20 protein-coding genes and 1 tRNA gene are annotated in these 19,199 nt (G+C 70.1%); 9 read left to right on the forward strand and 12 right to left on the reverse strand.

Annotated features, from left to right (window positions below):
• Position 1 precedes the first annotated feature (1 nt).
• The 3 genes from ACE3QP_RS10575 to ACE3QP_RS10585 are packed head-to-tail and all read right to left on the reverse strand — an operon-like array spanning position 2 to position 2,999.
• Entirely contained in the window at positions 2-1,228 is a 1,227-nt protein-coding gene (locus tag ACE3QP_RS10575; protein ID WP_374435898.1) for an ABC transporter permease, read from the reverse strand.
• Positions 1,225-2,403 (reverse strand): efflux RND transporter periplasmic adaptor subunit, encoded by a 1,179-nt coding sequence (locus ACE3QP_RS10580; protein ID WP_374435900.1) that lies wholly within the window; start codon positions 2,401-2,403, stop codon positions 1,225-1,227. The genes ACE3QP_RS10575 and ACE3QP_RS10580 overlap by 4 nt, the downstream gene beginning before the upstream one ends.
• Positions 2,400-2,999, reverse strand: a complete 600-nt coding sequence (locus ACE3QP_RS10585) for a TetR/AcrR family transcriptional regulator (RefSeq protein ID WP_374435901.1) — start codon at positions 2,997-2,999, stop codon at positions 2,400-2,402. Before ACE3QP_RS10585 ends, ACE3QP_RS10580 begins: the two co-directional genes overlap by 4 nt.
• 184 nt (positions 3,000-3,183) lie before the next feature.
• Between ACE3QP_RS10585 and ACE3QP_RS10590 the strand changes: the two genes are divergently transcribed.
• On the forward strand, positions 3,184-3,579 hold the full coding sequence (locus ACE3QP_RS10590) for a DUF302 domain-containing protein (RefSeq protein WP_374435903.1): 396 nt from the start codon (positions 3,184-3,186) through the stop codon (positions 3,577-3,579).
• 28 nt (positions 3,580-3,607) lie between these two features.
• On the opposite strand, the gene ACE3QP_RS10595 is transcribed toward ACE3QP_RS10590, so the two are convergent.
• Together ACE3QP_RS10595 and ACE3QP_RS10600 are read right to left on the reverse strand one after the other, a co-directional pair.
• Positions 3,608-4,774 (reverse strand): PAS domain-containing sensor histidine kinase, encoded by a 1,167-nt coding sequence (locus tag ACE3QP_RS10595; RefSeq protein ID WP_374435905.1) that lies wholly within the window; start codon positions 4,772-4,774, stop codon positions 3,608-3,610.
• Positions 4,764-5,345, reverse strand: a complete 582-nt coding sequence (locus tag ACE3QP_RS10600; RefSeq protein WP_374435907.1) for a response regulator — start codon at positions 5,343-5,345, stop codon at positions 4,764-4,766. Before ACE3QP_RS10600 ends, ACE3QP_RS10595 begins: the two co-directional genes overlap by 11 nt.
• A 144-nt stretch (positions 5,346-5,489) precedes the next feature.
• Between ACE3QP_RS10600 and ACE3QP_RS10605 the strand changes: the two genes are divergently transcribed.
• Genes ACE3QP_RS10605 through ACE3QP_RS10615 form a run of 3 tightly spaced genes read left to right on the forward strand, consistent with a single transcriptional unit; the run spans position 5,490 to position 9,798 of the window.
• Positions 5,490-6,707 carry an efflux RND transporter periplasmic adaptor subunit gene (locus ACE3QP_RS10605; RefSeq protein ID WP_374435908.1) on the forward strand — a complete coding sequence of 406 codons (1,218 nt, stop codon included), beginning with the start codon at positions 5,490-5,492 and terminating at the stop codon, positions 6,705-6,707.
• Positions 6,704-7,390, forward strand: a complete 687-nt coding sequence (locus ACE3QP_RS10610; RefSeq protein WP_374435910.1) for an ABC transporter ATP-binding protein — start codon at positions 6,704-6,706, stop codon at positions 7,388-7,390. Before ACE3QP_RS10605 ends, ACE3QP_RS10610 begins: the two co-directional genes overlap by 4 nt.
• Positions 7,387-9,798 carry an ABC transporter permease gene (locus tag ACE3QP_RS10615; RefSeq protein WP_374435912.1) on the forward strand — a complete coding sequence of 804 codons (2,412 nt, stop codon included), beginning with the start codon at positions 7,387-7,389 and terminating at the stop codon, positions 9,796-9,798. Before ACE3QP_RS10610 ends, ACE3QP_RS10615 begins: the two co-directional genes overlap by 4 nt.
• Here ACE3QP_RS10615 and ACE3QP_RS10620 read toward each other — a convergent pair whose 3' ends face one another.
• The 7 genes from ACE3QP_RS10620 to cysS form a co-directional block, all read right to left on the reverse strand.
• On the reverse strand, positions 9,799-10,362 hold the full coding sequence (locus ACE3QP_RS10620; protein ID WP_374435914.1) for a GNAT family N-acetyltransferase: 564 nt from the start codon (positions 10,360-10,362) through the stop codon (positions 9,799-9,801).
• A gap of 75 nt (positions 10,363-10,437) precedes the next feature.
• Positions 10,438-10,530: transfer RNA gene (locus ACE3QP_RS10625), tRNA-Ser, on the reverse strand.
• Between the two features lie 30 nt (positions 10,531-10,560).
• Positions 10,561-11,832 (reverse strand): aspartate kinase, encoded by a 1,272-nt coding sequence (locus tag ACE3QP_RS10630; protein ID WP_198112354.1) that lies wholly within the window; start codon positions 11,830-11,832, stop codon positions 10,561-10,563.
• Between the two features lie 76 nt (positions 11,833-11,908).
• Entirely contained in the window at positions 11,909-12,934 is a 1,026-nt protein-coding gene (gene tilS / locus ACE3QP_RS10635) for a tRNA lysidine(34) synthetase TilS (protein WP_374435917.1), read from the reverse strand.
• Positions 12,831-13,802, reverse strand: coding sequence for an acetyl-CoA carboxylase carboxyltransferase subunit alpha (locus ACE3QP_RS10640; protein WP_374435918.1), 972 nt, complete (start codon positions 13,800-13,802; stop codon positions 12,831-12,833). The genes tilS and ACE3QP_RS10640 overlap by 104 nt, the downstream gene beginning before the upstream one ends.
• Before the next feature lie 85 nt (positions 13,803-13,887).
• Positions 13,888-14,535 carry a DNA-3-methyladenine glycosylase gene (locus ACE3QP_RS10645; RefSeq protein WP_374435920.1) on the reverse strand — a complete coding sequence of 216 codons (648 nt, stop codon included), beginning with the start codon at positions 14,533-14,535 and terminating at the stop codon, positions 13,888-13,890.
• Positions 14,535-15,911, reverse strand: a complete 1,377-nt coding sequence (cysS, locus tag ACE3QP_RS10650) for a cysteine--tRNA ligase (protein WP_374435922.1) — start codon at positions 15,909-15,911, stop codon at positions 14,535-14,537. Before cysS ends, ACE3QP_RS10645 begins: the two co-directional genes overlap by 1 nt.
• 168 nt (positions 15,912-16,079) lie before the next feature.
• Between cysS and ACE3QP_RS10655 the strand changes: the two genes are divergently transcribed.
• The 5 genes from ACE3QP_RS10655 to ACE3QP_RS10675 are packed head-to-tail and all read left to right on the forward strand — an operon-like array spanning position 16,080 to position 19,185.
• Positions 16,080-16,595 (forward strand): tetratricopeptide repeat protein, encoded by a 516-nt coding sequence (locus ACE3QP_RS10655; protein WP_374435924.1) that lies wholly within the window; start codon positions 16,080-16,082, stop codon positions 16,593-16,595.
• Positions 16,596-16,599: 4 nt separating this feature from the next.
• Entirely contained in the window at positions 16,600-17,160 is a 561-nt protein-coding gene (locus ACE3QP_RS10660) for a peptidylprolyl isomerase (RefSeq protein ID WP_374435926.1), read from the forward strand.
• Entirely contained in the window at positions 17,157-17,660 is a 504-nt protein-coding gene (locus tag ACE3QP_RS10665) for a peptidylprolyl isomerase (protein ID WP_374435928.1), read from the forward strand. The genes ACE3QP_RS10660 and ACE3QP_RS10665 overlap by 4 nt, the downstream gene beginning before the upstream one ends.
• A gap of 53 nt (positions 17,661-17,713) precedes the next feature.
• Entirely contained in the window at positions 17,714-18,412 is a 699-nt protein-coding gene (locus tag ACE3QP_RS10670; RefSeq protein ID WP_374435998.1) for a UDP-2,3-diacylglucosamine diphosphatase, read from the forward strand.
• Positions 18,409-19,185: a zinc-dependent peptidase gene (locus tag ACE3QP_RS10675; RefSeq protein WP_374435929.1), complete on the forward strand. Its 777-nt coding sequence runs from the start codon at positions 18,409-18,411 to the stop codon at positions 19,183-19,185. The genes ACE3QP_RS10670 and ACE3QP_RS10675 overlap by 4 nt, the downstream gene beginning before the upstream one ends.
• Positions 19,186-19,199: the final 14 nt, after the last annotated feature.

The following is a 19,199-nucleotide window of genomic DNA, read 5'->3' on the forward strand; positions in this document are numbered from 1 at the left end:
CTCAGCCCCCGATCGCCTCGGCCGGATCGACCTTCAGCGCCACGCGGATGGCCAGGGTGCTAGCCAGTGCACAGATCAGCAGCACCACCAGCAGGCCGCGCACGGCGTCGCCCGTTTCCAGCAGCACGTATTTGGGGAACACCGGCGCCCACATCGTGGCGGCCAGCTTGCCCACCGCGAAGCCGATCAGGCCCAGGCCCAAGGCCTGCTGCAAGATCATGGCGGCAATGGTGCGGTTGCGGGTGCCGATGAGCTTGAGGACCGCAATCTCGCGGATCTTGCCCAGCGTCATGGTGTAGATGATGAAGGCCACGATGGCCGCGCTGACCACGGCCAGGATCACCAGAAAGAGGCCGATCTGCCGGGCTGAAGTGGCAATCAACTTGGCCACCAGGATCTCTTCCATCTGCGCGCGGGTGTAGGCCTCCAGGTGCTTCCAGCGGCGCACTGGCTCGGCCACCGTCTCGGCGGGCGTGCCCGGCTGCAACTGCACCAGGATGGCGTTGACCTGGTGGTTGCTGGCCAAGGCAGCCCGCACCCCTTCCAGCAGGCCCGGCACGCCCGGGCGGTTGAAGGCCGGGTTGGCGGCACTGCGCGCACGTTCGTTCAGGATGGCCTCGTTGTCCTTCAGAAACTGCGCTTCCTGAGCGTCCTTCAGCGGAATGAAAACCATGGGGTCGCCGCCGGAAGACACCTGGCGGCGCGTGAGGCCGACCACGGTGTAGTCGTGGCGCCGGATGCGTATCCGCTCGCCCAGCGCGAAGCCGGTGCGCACATCGGCCACGGCCTCGTAGTGGTTTCGGGTGAGTTGCCGGCCCGCCACCAGGTAGCCCGGTTCGCCAGGCTGGCCGGCCTGGCCCGACTGACCTGATTCATAACCCACCACCATGGCGCGCACCTCGCGCTCTTCATCCGCCCGGCCGACACGCCGCACCTGCATCGTCAGGTAGGTGATGTTGGCCGCCCGCGCCACGCCCGGCAGCCCGCGCACGCTGCGCACCACGTCATCGCGCAGGCTGGAGGCCTCGGCATAGGGGCCCTGGGTGTCCTGCTGGACGACCCACAGGTCCGCACCACTGTTGCTCAGCAGGGCGCGCGCATCGTCCACCATGCCGCGGTACACGCCCGCCATGGTGAGGGTGACGCCGATCAGCAGGCCCAGGCCGATGCCGGTAAGCACGAACTTGCCCCAGGCATGCAGGATGTCCCGGCCCGCCAGGCTGATCACGGCTGCGGCCCGGCCAGCGCCGCCACCACGCGGATGCGGCTGCGCGCGTCCAGCGCCTTTTCGCTGTGCACCACCACGGTGGCACCGGTGGCCAGGCCTTCCAGCACCTGGACTCGCCCGTCCAAGCTGCTGGGCCCCAGGCGCACGGCTTGAAAGCGCAGACCGCCGGCGTCCACCTGCCACACCCCACTGCGCCCTTGCAGGCGGCGGATGGCGGCATTGGGAACGGTTGGCGCCGGCGCGCTGGGCGGCAGGGTCAGCGTCACCTCGGCCAGTTCGCCTACCGAGAGCGTGGCCGGCAACTGCTCAAAGCGCACCTGGGCTACGCGCTCCTCGGTCACGCTGTCGCTGAGCGCCTCCACTCGCTCCACCTGGCCGGCGCGCGGGTGGTCTGGGTCGGAACGCAGCACGATCTGGGCCGGCAGTCCGGCGCTCAGGCCGGCCGAACGGCCTTGGTCCAGCCGCAGCCTGACCCAGAGCGAGGCGGGGTCAATCAGGCGCAGCACGGCCTGGCCGGCCATCAGGGTGGAACCGGGCTCGGCATCACGGCCGACCACCATCGCATCGATCGGCGCCCGCAGCTGCACCTGGGCGCGCTGCAGGCGCAGGCCGGCGCGCTCGGCCTGCAGGCGCTGTTCCTCCAGGCGCGCGGCCGCCTGGTTGGCCTGTGCGACGCTAAAGGCGGCCTGGGCGGACGCCAGCTCCTGCTGGCGGGCCTCCAGCGCCCCGGGGCTGATGAAGTTCTGGGCCGCCAGTTCCGCATGGCGCTGCAGCGTGGCCGCCGCCAGGGCCTGGCGCGCCCGCGCATCGACCTGCTGCGCCTGTGCGGCCTGCCTTGCGCTGGCGGCGCGTGCACTGGCGGCGTCCAGCGCGGCCAGGCGGGCGTCCAGATCCACCGGATCCATTTCGGCCAGCAACTGGCCGGCCTTCACAAGCTCACCCACATCCACCGCCACGGCCTTGACGCGCCCCGGCGTGGTCGGGCCAATCAGCATGCTGCGGCGAGCCTCCACGGTGCCGATGCCAAACAGGCCCGGCGCGATACGCGCCTGCTGCGCCTGCGCTACCGTGACGCGGACAGGCGCCAGCGGCCCGGCGCGCAGTGCGCCGAACAGCAAGGCGGCCAGCAGGGCCGAGCCCAACACAGCCAGCAGCAGCGGGGCCAGGCGCCTCATGCCCCGGCTCCCACGCCACGCAGGTACAGCATCAGCACACGGCCCGCTAGCTGGCGCATGGCCGCCGGCTGCCCGGCCAGCATGGACTGCATCACCAGGCCCTGGATCAACCCGACGAAGCCGGTGGCGGCTGCCTCGGCGTCCAGATCGCCCCGCAACTGCCCCTGTGCCACCGCCTGGCCCAGCAGGCGCAGCAGCAGTTGCCGGTAGTCCTGCAGCAGCATGCGAACTTCCCGCTTGGATGGCGAATCCGCCGGCTGCTGAAGCTCATGAAAGATGACACGCGGCACGCCGGGGTGGGCCACCACAAAGCCCACGTGGGTATGGAACACCGCCTCCAGCGCGGCCAGGGGCGTGGCCGCCGCGTCCGCCGCTTCCTGCAGGGCCCGCAGCAGACTGGCATGCACCCAGCCCATGGCAGCCAGCCAGATGGCGTCTTTGCTCAAGAAATGCTTGAACAAGGCGCCTTGGGTCACCCCCACTGCGGTGGCGATGTCGGCGGTGGTGATCTGGGCCGGGCTGCATTCGCCGGCTAGGCGCAGGGCGGCGGCCACGATTTCAGCCTGGCGTTCTTCGGTGGGCAGTCGGGCGGGCATGGCGAGCTTTGCGAATTGGTAAGTAATCAGTTACTTATCAGTCTACGCCGTTTCCGCCCGGTCCGCCAGCGACTACCGGTAAGGCCCAGCAAATGCCTGCCCCATGCAGCAGCGCGCGCACCGGCAGCCAGCCGGCCGCCGAACAATGAAAGCCTTACCCCAACCGCAAGAAGCGAGGACTGCGATGTACGGATTCACCACCACCCTGACTGGCCTGAGCTTTGACGAGGCCTTGAGCCGCACCACGGCCGCCCTTAAGGCCGAGGGCTTTGGCGTGCTTAGCGACATCGACGTGCAGCACGCCATGAAGGAAAAGCTGGGCGCCGAGATGCGGCCCTACCGCATCCTGGGCGCCTGCAACCCGCCGCTGGCCCACCAGGCCCTGCAGGCCGAGCCCGACATCGGCCTGCTGCTGCCCTGCAACGTCATCGTGCGCGAAGAGGTTCCGGGCCGGGTAGTGGTCGGCTTCCTGGATCCGCAGACCATGGTGGCCCTGGTGGGCAAACCCGGTGTCAAGCCGGTGGCAGACGAAGCCGAGCGGCGCCTGCGCCGCGCCTGCGCGGCATTGGCCGGCGCCTGATCGGCGCCCGATCAGGTCCTGAGCGGCCTCAGAAGCTCAGCACAAAGGCCGCCCCGCCCTCCAGGGGCCGCGCATGGCGCAGCCGGCCGCCCATGCCATGCACGAGCTGACGCGTCAGCGTCAGGCCGATGCCATGCCCACCCGGCGTGGCGCTGAAGAAGGGCAGAAAGATCTGCTGCTCCAGCCCGGCGGGCACCCCGGGGCCGTTGTCGCGCACGCTAATGCGAAGGCGCCCGCCGCGCGACAGGCGCGCCTCGACCCAAAGCCGCGGCTGTGGGGTGTCGCAAGTGGCGTTCTCGGCGTTGCGTATCAGGTTCAGCAGCGCCTGCTCCAACTGCGCCGGGTCGGCCTGCAGGCGCAGGCCGGGGTGGGCCAAGTCCACCTGCGCGGCCCCACCGCGTGCAGCCCAGGCCGGCGCCACGGCGGCCTGCAGGCGTGCCAGCAGCGCGCCCAGGTCCACCGGCTCCAGCTGCGGCGGCGGCAGCTGGCTCAGGCGGCGGTAGTCGGCCACAAAGCGCTGCAGACCGGCGGCGCGCTGGGCGATGGTGTCCAGCGCCAGGCGCAGCTCGTCACCCGCCTCGGGGTCGTCCAGCAGCTCCAGCGCACCCTGGCTCAGGCTGGCGATGGGCGTGAGCGAGTTCATGATCTCGTGCGTCAGCACCTGCACCAGCTGCTGCCAGGCCAGCAGGCGCTCGCTTTCCAGCGCCGATTCCAGTGGCAGCAGCACCAGCAGCACCTGGGCTTCGCCCGCCAGCTGCAGGGGCTGCAGGGCCAGGCTCCAGCGCTCGCTGCCGCGCTCGGTTTCCAGCTGCAGCTGGCCGGCCTGACCGGCGCGCGCGCGCTCGATCAGCAAGGCTTGCAGCGCCGCCGCGTCCTGCACCGCGCCGGGGGCCAGCAGGCGGCGGGCGCGCTGGCTCAGCGGCTGCAGCCGGCCCGCGCCGGTCAGCACCCAGCTGGCTGCCGGCAGGTGCTCCAGCTGGATCTGCAGGCGCGCCAGGGCGTCGGGCGGCGGCGCGGGCGCGGGCGGCTCCGGCTGGGGCGGTACGGCCACGCGGCGAGGCCAGCCCAGGGCCAGCGCGGCCAGCAGCAGCAGGGCGGCCGCACTGAGCCAGCGCGCGCTGGCCTGGCCGGCGGCGGCACCGGCCGCCACCGCCAGCGCCAAGCCCGCCAGGGCACGCCAGCGCTCAGAGCCCATGTTTGTCCAGGCGCCGGTATAGGGCCGCACGCGAAAGACCGAGCAGCCGCGCGGCCGCGCTCAGATTGCCCTGCGCCTCGGCCATGGCGGCCAGCACGGCGGCCCGCTCCTGCACCGCCAACGAGCGCGGTGGCTCGGCCGGCGCCCCCGCCACGGTCTCCGCGGCTTCGCGCGGGGTCAACTGCAAGGCGTCCCGGCAGGTGGCCACCAGGCGGGGGTTGTCCCAGGGTTTGGTGAGGAAATCGAAGGCTCCGCGCTTGACCGCCTGCACCGCCAGGTCGATCTCGGCATAGGCCGTCATCACCACCACGGCCGGGGGCTGCGGCCGCGCCTGCACCTCGGCCAGCAGGCGCAGGCCCTGGGCGCCATCGCTGCGGCCCGGGCCGAAGTTCAGGTCCAGCAGCAACAAGCCGGGGCGCAGGCGATCCAGCGCGGCCAGCAGCTCGGCCGGGCGCTGGATGCAATGCACCGGGGCGACACGGCGCTGCAGCAGCAGTTGGGCGGCGAGGCCGACGTCCGGATCGTCGTCAAGCAGCAGGATTGGCGGCGTGGGGCTCATCACGGCCCGCATCTTCGCCGCCTGGGCGATGCCGGACGAGGCCGCTGTCCGCTTCCGGACAGGGGGCTGGGCAAGCCCGGGACCGGCCGCGACAGTGGCGCCATGTCTACCGCTCCCAGGCCCCCCGCCCCGCCGGCACCGCACACTGGCGCCGCGATGGACCGCGCCCTGCCGCCCACCGGGCGGCTGCGCCGGCTCGCGCCCTGGGGGCTTGGCGGGCTGGGTCTGCTGATTCCGCTCGCCTTGGCGCTCTGGGGCGGCCAGGCCCTGCCCAGCCAACCGGTGGCTCGCAACGCCCAGCTCGCCCCGGTGCGGCAAGGGGAGTTCCGCGACGAGCTCGCCCTGCGTGCCCGCGTGGAGCCCCTGCGCTCGGTGCAGCTGGATGCGCAGGAAAGCGGTCGCGTCGAAGCGGTTTTCGTGCGCGACGGGGATTGGGTCGAGGCCGGCAGCCCGCTCTACCGCCTGCACAGCCCGGAGCAGGAACAGCTGCTGATGCAGCGCCGTGCCGAGGTGGCGCAACAGCTGGCGAACATGGCCGCGCAGCGCAGCGCCCAGGCCGCCAGCCTGGCGCAGAGCCGGCGCGAGCTGCTGCAGTTGCAGGCCGCGCAGCAGCAGGCCGAGGCCGAATACCGGCGCCAGGCCACCCTGGCCGCGCAGGGCTTCGTCTCCAGCGCCGCGCTCGATCAGGCGCAGCGCCAGCTGCAGTTGGCCGAGCAGTTGCTGACCCAGACGCGCGAGGACCAGGCGCAGGAGGCGCTGACACGCCAGCAGTCCCTGGATGAAATGGCACGCGCCGTCAGCGGCCTGCAGGGTGGCCTGCAACTGCTGCAGCGCACGCACGAGCGCCTGCAACTGCGCGCCCCCTTGAGCGGCCGCCTGAGCGGCTTCACGCCCCAGCTGGGCGCCACGCTGCGGCCGGGCGAGCGCCTGGGCCGCATCGATGACCTGGACGCCGGCATGCAGCTGGTGGCCGAGCTGGACGAGTACTACCTGCCGCGCCTGCAGCCGGGCCAGCAGGCACTCAGCAGCCTGGGCCCGCTGCAGCTGACCCAGACCCTGCCCCAGGTGCAGGGCGGCAAGGCCCGCGTGATGCTGCGCTGGCTCCAGCCGCCGGCCGCGGCCAGCCTGCGCCCCGGCCAGGCGGTGGAGCTGCGCCTGCAGTTCAGCCCGCCCAGCGTGGCCCTGCTGCTGCCCGATGGACCGGGCGTGCAAAGCCGCCTCTATGTGCGCCAGGGCGGGCAGCTGCTGCGCCGTACGGTGCAGCTCGGCCGCCGCGCGGCCGGCCAGGTGGAAGTGCTGGCCGGCCTGCAGGCTGGCGAGCAGGTCCTGATCTCCCAACCCCCTCACGAGGCCGAGCGCCTCGCCCTGCCATGATCGAACTCCAGCACATCAGCAAGCGGCACCGCGCCGGCGCGGTTGAAACCATCGCGCTCGACGCCGTCGACCTGCGCATCGAAGCCGGCGAGTACCTCGCCATCACCGGCCCCTCGGGCTGCGGCAAGTCCACCCTGCTCGGCCTGCTGGGACTGCTGGATCGCCCCAGCAGCGGCCGCTACCTGCTGCAGGGCGAGGACCTGACGCAGCGCAGCGAACGCGAGCTCGCGGCCATCCGGCGCGGCCGCATCGGCTTCGTGTTCCAGAGCTTCAATCTGGTCGACGAGCTCACGGTGGCCGACAACGTGCAGCTGGCGCTGCGCTACGGCGAGCTGCCCGCCAAGGCCCAGCGCCAGCGTGTGGCCGAAGTGCTGGAGCGCCTGGGCCTGGCGCACCGCGCCGCCCACCACCCCAGCCAGCTCAGCGGCGGCCAGCAGCAGCGTGTCGCCATCGCCCGCGCCATCGCCGCCCGCCCCGCCCTGCTGCTGGCCGATGAGCCGACCGGCAATCTCGACAGCGCGCACGGCCATGAGGTGATGCGCCTGCTGCGCGAACTCAACGACGAGGGCACGACGCTGGTGATGGTGACGCACAGCGCCGAGCACGCGGCGCTGGCGTCGCGCACCCTGCGCCTGCTCGACGGCCGCGTGCTGGTGGACGCCCCGCTGGAGCTGGCGGCATGAAGGCGCTGCTGATGGATGCCCTGCGTGCGCTGCGCAGCCGTCCCGGTGCCACCGGGGTGGCGGCCGGCGGCCTGATGCTGGCCCTTGCCGCCACCCTGCTGGTGGGCCTGCTGGCCTTAGGCCTGGCCAGTACCGACCCTGCCATCCCCGAGCCCGAGCGCGTCGTCATGCTGGACTTCAAGGGCAACCCGCCCGGACAGGCCAGCCCCTGGTTTGCTGCCTCGCCCGTCGCCTTTGGCGCGCTGCTGAAAGAGCGCGGAGTGCCGCTCGACCTGATCAGCCGGGCCAGCGAGGACGGCTTCAAGCTGCGCGTTGAAGGCGAGCTGCGCCCGCTGAACTTGGTGGTGGCGGACCCCGAGCTCGCCACCCTGTTCGGCATGCGCGCGCTGGCCGGCGACTTGCACGCCACCCTGCAGCGGCGCAACGCCCTGGCCCTGACCCGAAGCTTGGTGCGCCGGCTCTGGGGCGAGCTGCCGCCGCAGCTGGCGCTGGGGCGCAGCCTGGAGTCCGATGGCAAGAGCTATGTGGTCACCGCGGTCGTCCCCGACCCCGACGCCCGCACCCCGCTGCCCGAGTACCAGCTGCTGGCCGGCTTCGACAGCCAGGCCAATGCGCTGAACGAGCAGGACCGCCAGGCCATCTACATGGTCAACGGCCGTGTGTTCGCGCGCTTGCGCCCCGGTGGCACGGCGGCGCAAATCGGCCCCTGGATGCGCGAGGCCTTCCGGGCCAGCCCTGGCTATACCGAGCTGCCGGCGGACTGGAAGGCCGGCCGCGAGGCCGCCTACTTCCGCGGCCTGCCCCTGGCCGAACTGCCCTTTGCCGGCCCCGAGAACGACACGCGCTGGCTGCAGGTCGGCGCCCTGGGCGCCGCCAGCGCCCTGCTGCTGCTGCTGGCCGCCATCAACACCATGAACCTGCAAGCCGCCCAGTTGCTGCAGCGCCAGCGCGAAACCGCCCTGCGCCGCAGCGTGGGCGCCAGCGCGCAGCAGCTGCTGCAGCTCTGGGCCGCCGAGCTGCTGCTGCCCCTGCTGCTGGCCGGCGCCGGTGCGCTGCTGCTGGCCTGGTGGCTGGCCCCGGCGCTCAGCGCCTGGCTGGGCCTGCCGCCCGCGCTGAACCTGGCCGACCCGCCGCCGCGCGCGGCCCTGGCTGGCCTGTTCGCCGTTTGCGCGCTGCTGCTGCCGCTGGCGCTCGCCCTGCCGGCCTGGGCCGCGCTGCGCCGCGCCCCCGCCCCGGCGCTGCAGGGCCGCACCGCCAGCGAGGGCCCCTGGGGCCGGCGCGTGCGCCAGCTGCTGCTGGCCCTGCAACTGGCCGGCGCCCTGCTGCTGCTGGCCCTGACCGGCGTGCTGGCGCTGCAGCACCGGCACCTGCTGCAGGCCGATCGCGGCTTCGCCACCGAGAACCGGCTCGTCATGACCGTCTGGGCCACGCCGGCCGACGCCCCCAAGGCCGCCCCCTTGCTGGCCGCGCTGAGCCGCCACCCGGCCGTGCAGCACTGGGGCTTCAGCAGCGCCGTGCCGGCGCGCGACACGCGCGGTCAGCAAGAGGTGCATGTCAGCGCCAGCGGCCACAAACAGGTGCTGCGCCTGACCCACGTCTCACCCGGCTACTTCGCCACCTACGGCATGAAGCTGCTGGCAGGCGAACCGCGCGCCAGCAGCGGCGAAAAGTTGCTGGTGCTTGACGAGCGCGCCGCCCGAGCGTTGGGCTTTGCCACCCCGCAGGCCGCGTTGGGCGCGGTGCTGCGCGGCGGCGGCGACTACCTGCAGGAAGGCCAGGACCCGCGCCGCGTCGTCGGCGTGGTGGCCGCGGTGAAGCAGGAAGGCGTGCGCGAGGCGCCGCAGGCCCAAGGCTTTCTGGTCAGCGACGAACCCCACAGCAATCTGACCTTGTACGGCCCCGACTTGCCGGCCCTGCGCGCCGCGCTGGATCAGGCTTGGAAGGACATCGGGGCGCCGCTGGTGCGCTATGTGCGCAGCGTCGATGAGCAGCGTTCGCGGGCCTACCAGCAGGAGGCCCAGCTGACCGGTCTGCTGGCCGCGCTGGCCCTGCTGGCGGTGGGGGTTGCGGCGATCGGCGCCTATGCCCTGGTGGCCGACACCCTGCGACGCCGCCGCGCCGAGCTGGTGCTGCGCCGACTGCACGGTGCCGGCGCGCTGGACATCGTGCGCACCGTAGTGAGCGAGTTCCGCACCCCGCTGACGCTGGCCGCGCTGCTGAGCCTGCCGTTGGCCGGCTGGCTTGGGTCGATCTACCTGGGCGGCTACCAGGAGCGCGTGGCCCCCCTGCCCGGCCTGATGCTGCCGCTGCTGGCCGCGGCCGCGCTGACGCTGCTGGTGCTGGCCGCCGCGGTGTGGCGCCACACCCGGCTGGCGCTGCAGTTGCGACCGATCGAAGCCCTGAGCTGATCAGGCGCTGGCGCGCGCCTTCCACTCGCGCGCCAGCAGTCCGTAGATTGCCGAATCCGACACCTGGCCGGCCACGATCCAGCGCTCGCGCAGCCGGCCTTCGAGCTGAAAGCCCAGGCGCTGCAGCAACTGGGCCGAGGCGAGGTTCTCGGGGTCGATGTCGGCCTCGACGCGGTGCAGGTTCAGCGGGCCAAAGCCCCAATCCAGCAGCGCGGCCACCGCCTCGCGGGCATAGCCTTGGCCCCAGTGCCGGGGCCCCAGGCCGTAGCCCACCTCGGCACGACGGTTGCCGGCGTGGATCTTGTAGAGCGTGCAGGTGCCCAGCAGCGCATCGTCGGCGCGCCGCACCAGCCCCAGGCGCACATGCTCACCCCGCGCGAGGTCCAGCTGATCCTGCTCGATCAGCTGCTGGGCCTGCGCAAGCTCCGTCCAGGGCGCACTGCTCCAGTAGCGCGTGAAGGCCGGGTCGGAGTGGATGCCGAACAGAGCCTGCGCATCGCCCGCCCGCAGGGGGCGCAATTGCAGGCGTTCGGTGAAGAGCTGAAGGTCGCGGTGGTCAGGCATGCGGGCATTAGAGCGCGCGGCCGAACGCACAAAGCAAAACGCCCTGACCGCAAGCGATCAGGGCGTTTACTTATCTGGCGGAGACGGAGGGATTCGAACCCTCGATGCAGGTTTTGCCCACATACTCCCTTAGCAGGGGAGCACCTTCGGCCACTCGGTCACGTCTCCGGCGAAGCCCTGCATTATGGCAGAGATTTTTTAATTTTCTGCAGGCCGATCCAAATCGAAGGCCTTGTGCAACGCGCGTACGGCCAGCTCCATGTACTTCTCGTCGATGACGACGGAGGTCTTGATCTCGCTGGTCGAGATCATCTGGATGTTGATGCCCTCTTCCGACAGGCAGCGGAACATCTTGGCGGCCACGCCCACATGGCTCTTCATGCCGATGCCCACGATGCTGACCTTGCAGATCTTCGGGTCGCCCAGCACCTGCGCGGCGCCGGTGGCCGGGGCCACCTTGGTCTTCAGCAGATCCAAGCAGCGCGCGTAGTCATTGCGGTGCACGGTGAAGCTGAAGTCGGTGCGGCCGTCGTGGCTGACGTTCTGGATGATGACGTCGATGTCGATGTTGGCATCGGCCACCGGGCCCAGGATCTGAAAGGCCACGCCCGGCTTGTCGGGCACGCCCAGCAGGGTCACCTTGGCCTCGTCGCGGTTGAAGGCGATGCCGGAGACGACAGCTTGTTCCATGTTTTCGTCCTCTTCAAAGGTGATCAGGGTGCCGGACTTGGCTTCCTCGTCGATCGGGATGTCCCAGGGCGTGAAGCTGGAGAGCACGCGCAGCGGCACACGGTACTTGCCGGCGAATTCCACCGAACGGATCTGCAGCACCTTGCTGCCGAGCGAAGCCATTTCCAGCATTTCTTCGAAGCTGATCGTGGCCATGCGGCGCGCCTCGGGCACGATGCGCGGGTCGGTGGTGTAGACCCCGTCCACATCGGTGTAAATCAGGCATTCATCGGCCTTCATCGCGGCCGCCACGGCCACGGCCGAGGTGTCGGAACCGCCACGGCCCAGCGTGGTGATGTTCCCTTCCTCGTCGATGCCCTGGAAGCCGGTGATGACGACGACACGGCCCGCGGCCAGGTCGGCGCGCACCTTGGCGTCGTCGATGCTCTGGATGCGCGCCTTGGTGTAGCTGCTGTCGGTACGGATCGGCACCTGCCAGCCGCTGTAGCTGACGGCCTCCATGCCCTCGCTCTGGAGCGCGATCGACAGCAGGCCCACCGAAACCTGCTCGCCGGTGGCGGCAATCGCATCGAGCTCGCGCTGGATCGGCGGCGTCACCACCTCGGGCGAGAGCTCTTTGGCCAGCCCGAGCAGACGGTTGGTCTCGCCCGACATGGCCGAGGGCACCACCACCAGTTGGTGGCCGGCCCGCACCCATTTGGCGACCCGCTTGGCGACGTTGCGGATGCGCTCGGTGGAGCCCATGGAGGTGCCACCATACTTGTGAACAATCAGGGCCATGATGTAACCGGGTTACGGGTTTCAGGCGAAAGAAGGCCCGATTCTAGGGATCCGCCCGGGAAAACCCGCTCCAGAGTTACTTCGTGGCGCGCGAAAGCTCCAGCCCGAGCACGCCCTTGCGCGAATGCACCCAGCCCCCCGGTGCCGGCCAGCGCCGGCCCAGGCCTTGCCATTCGCTCATCAGGCGGTTCAGCAGCGAGACCGGCACGCCTGCCGGCAACTGCGGCGCCAGCCAGGCCGCCAGCACATTGCGCCGGCGCGCTGGCGGCAGCGCCGCCCAAGCAGCATGGCGCAGACCGCCCTGCTCGGTGCGGCAGGCCGGCAGGTCCAGCGCGGCCACCTCGTCGGCCAGCGCGCGCGCCTGCGCCGCATGGCGCGCCACCTCACCCAGCACCGTGACGGCCTGCGGAAACTGCGCCACCAGCACGGGCATCAGCTGCTGGCGCAACCGGCTGCGCGCATAGCGCGGGTTCTGGTTGCTCGGGTCCTGCACGAAGGGCAGGCCGGCCGCCTCGACCAAGGCCTGCAAGGCCCGGCGCGGCCGCTGCAACCAGGGCCGGCACCAGTGCAAGCCGGCGCTTTGCCACTGTGCCGGCATAGCGGCTAGGCCGGCCGGGCCGCCACCGCGCAGGGCCTGCAGCAGCACGGTTTCGGCCTGGTCTTCGGCGTGCTGGCCGAGCAGGATCAAGCTGGCCCCCGCCACCTTGGCCATCGCGGCCAGGGCCGCGTAGCGCTCGCGCCGCGCCCAGGCTTCCACGCTGTCGCCCGGCAGCGGTTGCCCTTGCAGCCGGTACACCTGCAGCTCCACCGGCCAACCGGCGGCCCCAAGCTTTGCGACTACGGCCTGCGCATGCGCCACCCAGGCATCGGCCTCGGGCTGCAGGCCGTGATGCACATGCAGGGCCAGCACCCGTAAATGCAAAGCCACCGCCTGGCGGGCGGTGGCTAGCAAGAGCGCGGTGGAATCCAGGCCGCCGCTGAACGCGACGGCAACAGCATCACCGGGCTTTGGTGTCGGTGTAACGGCCATAGGCCAGCAGGCGCTCCTGGCGGCGATCCAGCAGCTCGTCCACCTTGAGGTCGCTGACCTGGCGCAGCGCATCGGTGAGCGCGCGCTTGAGCGAAGAGGCCATGCCCTTGGGATCGCGGTGCGCGCCGCCCACAGGCTCGTTGACGATCTTGTCGATCAGGCCCATGGCCTTCAGCCGATGGGCAGTGATGCCGAGCGACTCGGCCGCTTCGGCGGCACGATCGGACGACTTCCACAGGATCGACGCACAGCCTTCCGGCGAAATCACCGAGTAGGCGCTGAACTGCAGCATCAGCACCTGGTCGGCCACGCCAATGGCCAGCGCACCGCCCGAACCCCCCTCGCCGATGACGGTGGCGATCAGCGGCACTTCCAGCTGCGCGAACTCAAAGATGTTGCGGCCGATGGCTTCGCTCTGGCCGCGCTCCTCGGCACCGATGCCGGGGTAGGCGCCCATCGTGTCGATGAAGCAGAACACCGGCAGCCGGAATTTCTCGGCCAGCTTGGCCAGGCGCAGCGCCTTGCGGTAGCCCTCGGGGCGCGGCATGCCGAAATTGCGCAGCGCGCGCTCCTTGGCGTCGGCACCGCGCTGGTGGCCGATGACCATGCACGCTTGACCGTTGAAACGGGCCAGGCCGCCCACGATCGCCAGGTCGTCGGCGAAATGGCGGTCGCCGTGCAGTTCGACAAAGTCGGTGAAGAGTTCGCGGCAGTAGTCCAGCGTCTGCGGGCGCTGGGGATGGCGGGCGATCTGGTAGATCTGCCAGGGCGCCAGCCCGGAATAGATGTCCTTGGTGAGCTGCTGGCTCTTCTTGGAGAGGCGGTCGATCTCTTCCGAGATGTCCACGGCCGACTCGGACTGCACGTAGCGCAGCTCGTCGATCTTGGACTCCAGCTCGGCAATCGGCTGCTCGAATTCGAGGAAGTGGCGTTTGCTCATGTCACAGATTCTCGCAGATGCGGGCCTGACGGGCCTCCGGGCAAGCCGCAATCGACCGAACGGTCGGTCGAACGCTTCACGGACTTCAGTATTCAACCGGCAGCGGATCCAGACTGCGCCACAGGTACCAGGTGGCCACGGAGCGGAACGGCGCCCAGTTCTCACCGACCTCGCGCGCCTCGGCACGCGACACCGGCTCGCCGGAAAAGTAGTTCACGCTGATGCCTTTGATGAGGCCGATGTCATCCAAAGGCAGCACGTTAGGCCGCATCAGGTGAAAGATGAGGAACATTTCGGCCGTCCAGCGGCCGATCCCGCGAATCGCCACCAACTCGTCAATGATGGCTTCGTCGTCCATCTGCGCCCATTGGCGCACATGCACCTGGCCGGCCTGGAAGTGATCGGCGAGGTCGCGCAAGTACTCGGCCTTGCGCACGGACAGGCCGGCCTCGCGCAGCGCCGCCACTTCATGAACCAGCACAGCCGCCGGCGCCAGCTTGTGGCTGGGGCCGCCCACCAGGCCGACGAAACGATCCCAGACCGACTGCGCCGCCTTCACCGAGATCTGCTGGCCGACGATGGAGCGTGCCAGCGTGGTGAAGGCATCGCCCTTGTTCTGCAAGCGAGCTTCGCCGAATTGCGGGATGAGCTTCTTCATCACCCGGTCGCGCTTGGCCAGGTGCTTGCAGGCTTCGTCCCAGTACTCGGGCGTGACGCCCAGCTTGGGCGCCATCAGTTGGCCACCCAACTGGTGCCCTCGGGCCCGTCCTTGAGCGTCACACCCCGGTGGATCAACTCAGCCCGGATGGCATCGGCCTGGACAAAGTCGCGCGCCGCCTTGGCCGCTGCGCGGGCGGCAATGCGCTCTTCGATCCAGGCGGCATCCACCGCAGCACCACCTTGCAAGTAGTCGCGCGGTACGCCTTGCAGGATGCCCAAGCACGCCCCCAGAGCCTTGAGCAGGCCGGCGGCGGCGGGCGACGCGCTGCGGTTGACCTCGGCGGCCAGCTCGAACAGCACGGCCAGGGCCTGCGGCGTGTTGAAGTCCTCGTCCATCGCCGCCTTGAAGGCCGCGGCATGGCCCTGGCTCCAGTCGATGGCGGGGGGCAGCTCGGCCCTCACCGCATCCAGTGCGGTGTAAAGACGGCGCAGTGCCTGGCGGGCGTCTTCGATGTGGGCGTCGCTGAAGTTAAACGGACGGCGGTAATGCGTGCGCAGCATGAAGAAGCGCAGGGTCTCGCCGTCGTAGCGCTGCAGCACTTCGCGGATGGTGAAGAAGTTGCCCAGGCTCTTGGACATCTTCTCGTCATCGACGTTCAGGAAACCGTTGTGCAGCCAATAGCGGGCGAAGGGCAGGCCCGCGCCTTCCGACTGGGCGATCTCGTTCTCATGGTGCGGGAACTGCAGGTCCATGCCGCCGCCATGGATGTCGAAGGACTCGCCCAGCGTGGCGCAGCTCATGGCCGAGCACTCGATGTGCCAACCCGGACGGCCCAGGCTGTAGGGGGCGCCGGGGAACTTGGCGTCCTGGGGCTCGTCTTCCTTGGCCGCTTTCCACAGCACAAAGTCAAGCGGGTCGTGCTTGCCGCGGTCTACTTCCACGCGCTCGCCGGCGCGCAGGTCGTCCAGCGACTTGCCGCTAAGCTTGCCGTAACCGGGGAACTTGCGCACCGCGTAATTCACATCGCCGTTGTCGGCGCGATAGGCCAGGCCCTTGCCCTCCAGCCGCTCGATCAAGCTGATCATCTGCGGCACGTACTCGGTGGCGCGCGGCTCGATGGTGGGCGTGGCAATGCCCAGTGCGCCAATGTCTTCGCGCATCGCCGCGATCATTTCGTCGGTCAGCGCGCGGATGCTCATGCCGCGCTCGACCGCCCGCTTGATGATCTTGTCGTCGATGTCGGTGATGTTGCGCACATAGGTCACGCGGTAGCCGCTGGCCTGCAGCCAGCGGTACACCACATCGAAGGCCATCATCATGCGCGCATGTCCCACGTGGCACAGGTCGTAGATCGTCATGCCGCAGACGTACATCCCGGCTTCACCGGGAACCAGGGGCACGAAGTCTTCGACCGCTCGCGTGAGCGTGTTGTAGATGCGCAGGGACATGGGTCTTCGGAGGGGGCCCGGTGCGAGGACCGGGGAGGGTAGCGTGGGCCGGCGCGGGGGCGAGGCCGGAGCATCCCTAGGACGGAAACGGAACCGCCGCTGCGGCTCCCTAGAATGATCGGTCAGTATATCCAGCGCCCCCTCGCAGTCCGGGTGGCGCGCCCCTACATGACGCTGTCGTTCCGCCCCCTCTCCCTCCTCGCCCTGCTCTGGGCCCTGACCCTGCCGGCGCAGGCCCAGGGCGCGCTGGAACAGGCGCAATCGCATTGGTATGCCGGCCGGCAGGCCGAGGCTGTCAACACCCTGGAAGCGGCCCTGACGACCCAGCCGCGCGACGCCAAATTGCGCTTTGCTCTGGCCTGGATGCGTCAGGAGCAGGGCCAGACCGGCAGCGCCGAGCAACTGCTGCGGTCGCTGATCGAAGAATTCCCGGACCACAGCGAGGCGCAGAACAACCTCGCCGTCATCCTCGCGCAGCGCGGTGATCTCGACGCCGCGCAGCATCTGCTGGAGCGCGCCGTGCAGTTGCACCCCGAGCATTGGCAAGCGCAGGAAAACCTCGGCGATCTGCTTCTGCGCCTGGCGCAACGCGCCTATCTGCGCGCCGCGCAGTCGCCCGCACCCGGCAGCGTGCAACTAAAGCTCAAGCTTCTTGAACCCCTGCTGCGCGCCCCGCAGCGCTGAACCCATGCTTCGCAAACTCCTCCTCAGCTCCCTGCTGGCCCTGGCCCCGCTGGCTGCCAGCGCCCAGACCGTGCTGCTCAAGACCAGCATGGGCGACATCCGCCTGCAGCTGGACGCCACCAAGGCGCCCAAGACCGTGGCCAACTTCCTGCAGTACGTGAAGGCCGGGCATTACAACGGCACGATCTTTCACCGCGTCATCGCCGACTTCATGATCCAGGGCGGCGGCTTCACGCCGCAGATGCAGCAAAAACCCACCCGCGCGCCGATTCCCATCGAATCGCGCAACGGCTTGTCGAACCTGCGCGGCAGCATCGCCATGGCGCGCACCGGCGACCCGAATTCAGCCACCGCGCAGTTCTTCATCAACGTGGTGGACAACCAGCGCCTGGATGCTGACATGTCGCCGGACGGCTTCGGCTACACGGTGTTCGGCAAGGTGGAGTCCGGCATGGAAGTGGTGGACAAGATCCGCGCCGTGCCCGTGGCCGACCGCGGCATGCACGGCAACGTGCCCGAAACCCCCATCCTCATCCTCAAAGCCAGCGTGGAGATCAAGAAATGAGCACCAAGCAAGTTGAACTGCACACCAACCAGGGCCTGATCCGCATCGAGCTCGACACCGAGAAGGCACCGATCTCGGCCGAGAACTTCCTCGGCTATGTGCGCCGCGGCCACTACGACGGCACGATCTTCCACCGCGTCATCAAGGGCTTCATGATCCAGGGCGGCGGCTTCACAGCCGAGATGCAGCAAAAGCCCACCGAGGCGCCGATCCAGAACGAGGCCAACAACGGCCTGAAGAACCTGAAGTACACGCTGGCCATGGCGCGCACCAACGCCCCGCACTCGGCCTCGGCGCAGTTTTTCATCAACACCGTGGACAACGACTTCCTCGACTTCAAGAGCGAGTCCGGTTCCGGCTGGGGCTACGCGGTGTTCGGCCGCGTGGTCGAGGGCCAGGGCATCGTCGATGCCATCGAGAAGGTGCGCACCGGCCGCTCCGGCTTCCACGAGAACGTCCCGGTCGAGCCCATCGTCGTCGAGAAGGCCGTCGAGGTCTGAGTCTGCGCTTCGATCAAATCCAGGCGCCGCCCGCGTGGCGGCGCCTTGCTTTCATCTCCGACCTGCACCTCGGGCCGGACACCCCGAGAACCCTGCTCGCCCTGCAGCGCGCGCTGCAAGCTCTGGATGCGGACGCGCTCTTCATCCTGGGCGATCTGTTCGAGGCCTGGGTGGGCGACGACGCCCGCGAACTGCCCTGGGCACAGGCCGTGGTGGCGCTGCTGAGCACCTGCGCCGCCGCGCGTCCGGTGTATTTCCAGCATGGCAATCGCGACTTCCTGCTCGGCACGGCGATGGCCGAGGCCTGCGGCCTGCAGTTGCTCGCTGAGGAGGTCTGTCTGCAGGCCTTCGGGCAGCGTGTCGTGCTGGTGCACGGCGACGCCGAATGCCTGGAGGACCGCCCCTACCAGGCCTTTCGAGCCCAGGTGCGGCAGCCGGCCTGGCAACAGGGCTTTCTGGCCCAGCCGCTGGCCACACGTCTGCAGTTAGCGGCGCAGATGCGCGACGCCAGCCAGCAGGCCCAGGCGGACGGGCCCTATGCCGACCTGGACGCCCAGGCCTGCGCCGCCCTGCTGCAGCGCCATGGCGCCCAGACCCTGCTGCATGGCCACACCCATCGCCCGGCCCGGCACGCACTGCCCGGCGGCGCCCAGCGCTTGGTGCTGAGCGACTGGGACCATGACCACGGCGGCGCGCGCGGCGAAGTGATGCTCTTCAGCCCCCAGGGTTGGCAGCGCCTGCCGCAGCCATGAGCCTGTGGGCGCGCTGGCGACGCTGGCGCGAGCAGCGACAGCTGCAGCGCTTCGCGATCCCAGAGCCGCTCTGGCACGCCCTGCTGGCCAGCTACCCCTTCATTGCCCGGCGCAGCGCCGCGGACCTGGCCGAACTGCGGCGCCTGTGCAGCCTGTTCCTGGCCCGCAAGCGCTTCCACACCAGCGGCGAGCTGCAGCTGACCGATGCCATGGCGCTGGCCGTGGCGGCCCAGGCCTGCCTGCCGGTGCTGCGCCTGGATCTGGCGCTGTACGACGGCACGGTGGGCATCGTGCTGCACCCTGGCGAGGTGCTGGCCCCGCGCGAAGAGGTGGACGAGCACGGCGTGGTGCACCAATGGGATGAGGTGCTGGCCGGCGAGGCCATGCCCGGCGGCCCCTTGATGCTGAGCTGGGAGGCGGTGCAGCAGCCCGACGACCCGGAGCAGCCCGTCTTCAATGTGGTGGTGCACGAGTTCGTGCACCTGCTGGACCTGCGCCACGGCGGAGACGCCAACGGCCTGCCCGAGATCAGCGACCCCGCCTTGCGCCAGCGCTGGCTGGCGGAGCTGCCGCTGGCCTGGGACCGCTTTGCGGACCGTGTGGCGCACCGAGAACCCAGCTGCATTGACCCCTATGGCAGTGCGGCCCTGGACGAATTCTTCGCCGTGGCGGCGGAGGCCCTTTTCGTGGCGCCGCAGGAGCTGCGGGCCGAAGACCCGCCGCTCTACGCGCTGCTGGCCGCCTACTTCCGCCAGGACCCCGCCGGCGCCTGAGCACCGGCGGCCCC

It is taken from the genome of Inhella sp. (genome assembly GCF_041912635.1).
GTDB lineage: Bacteria > Pseudomonadota > Gammaproteobacteria > Burkholderiales > Burkholderiaceae_C > Inhella.

Coding starts and splice junctions, on each gene's coding strand:
- ACE3QP_RS10580 (WP_374435900.1), bottom strand. CDS start 2,403: ATGAGGCGCCTGGCCCCGCTGCTGCTGGCTGTGTTGGGCTCGGCCCTG.
- ACE3QP_RS10585 (WP_374435901.1), bottom strand. CDS start 2,999: ATGCCCGCCCGACTGCCCACCGAAGAACGCCAGGCTGAAATCGTGGCC.
- ACE3QP_RS10590 (WP_374435903.1), top strand. CDS start 3,184: ATGTACGGATTCACCACCACCCTGACTGGCCTGAGCTTTGACGAGGCC.
- ACE3QP_RS10595 (WP_374435905.1), bottom strand. CDS start 4,774: ATGGGCTCTGAGCGCTGGCGTGCCCTGGCGGGCTTGGCGCTGGCGGTG.
- ACE3QP_RS10600 (WP_374435907.1), bottom strand. CDS start 5,345: ATGCGGGCCGTGATGAGCCCCACGCCGCCAATCCTGCTGCTTGACGAC.
- ACE3QP_RS10605 (WP_374435908.1), top strand. CDS start 5,490: ATGGACCGCGCCCTGCCGCCCACCGGGCGGCTGCGCCGGCTCGCGCCC.
- ACE3QP_RS10610 (WP_374435910.1), top strand. CDS start 6,704: ATGATCGAACTCCAGCACATCAGCAAGCGGCACCGCGCCGGCGCGGTT.
- ACE3QP_RS10615 (WP_374435912.1), top strand. CDS start 7,387: ATGAAGGCGCTGCTGATGGATGCCCTGCGTGCGCTGCGCAGCCGTCCC.
- ACE3QP_RS10620 (WP_374435914.1), bottom strand. CDS start 10,362: ATGCCTGACCACCGCGACCTTCAGCTCTTCACCGAACGCCTGCAATTG.
- ACE3QP_RS10630 (WP_198112354.1), bottom strand. CDS start 11,832: ATGGCCCTGATTGTTCACAAGTATGGTGGCACCTCCATGGGCTCCACC.
- tilS (WP_374435917.1), bottom strand. CDS start 12,934: ATGCGCTGCGCCAGGTCAGCGACCTCAAGGTGGACGAGCTGCTGGATC.
- ACE3QP_RS10640 (WP_374435918.1), bottom strand. CDS start 13,802: ATGAGCAAACGCCACTTCCTCGAATTCGAGCAGCCGATTGCCGAGCTG.
- ACE3QP_RS10645 (WP_374435920.1), bottom strand. CDS start 14,535: ATGGCGCCCAAGCTGGGCGTCACGCCCGAGTACTGGGACGAAGCCTGC.
- cysS (WP_374435922.1), bottom strand. CDS start 15,911: ATGTCCCTGCGCATCTACAACACGCTCACGCGAGCGGTCGAAGACTTC.
- ACE3QP_RS10655 (WP_374435924.1), top strand. CDS start 16,080: ATGACGCTGTCGTTCCGCCCCCTCTCCCTCCTCGCCCTGCTCTGGGCC.
- ACE3QP_RS10660 (WP_374435926.1), top strand. CDS start 16,600: ATGCTTCGCAAACTCCTCCTCAGCTCCCTGCTGGCCCTGGCCCCGCTG.
- ACE3QP_RS10665 (WP_374435928.1), top strand. CDS start 17,157: ATGAGCACCAAGCAAGTTGAACTGCACACCAACCAGGGCCTGATCCGC.
- ACE3QP_RS10675 (WP_374435929.1), top strand. CDS start 18,409: ATGAGCCTGTGGGCGCGCTGGCGACGCTGGCGCGAGCAGCGACAGCTG.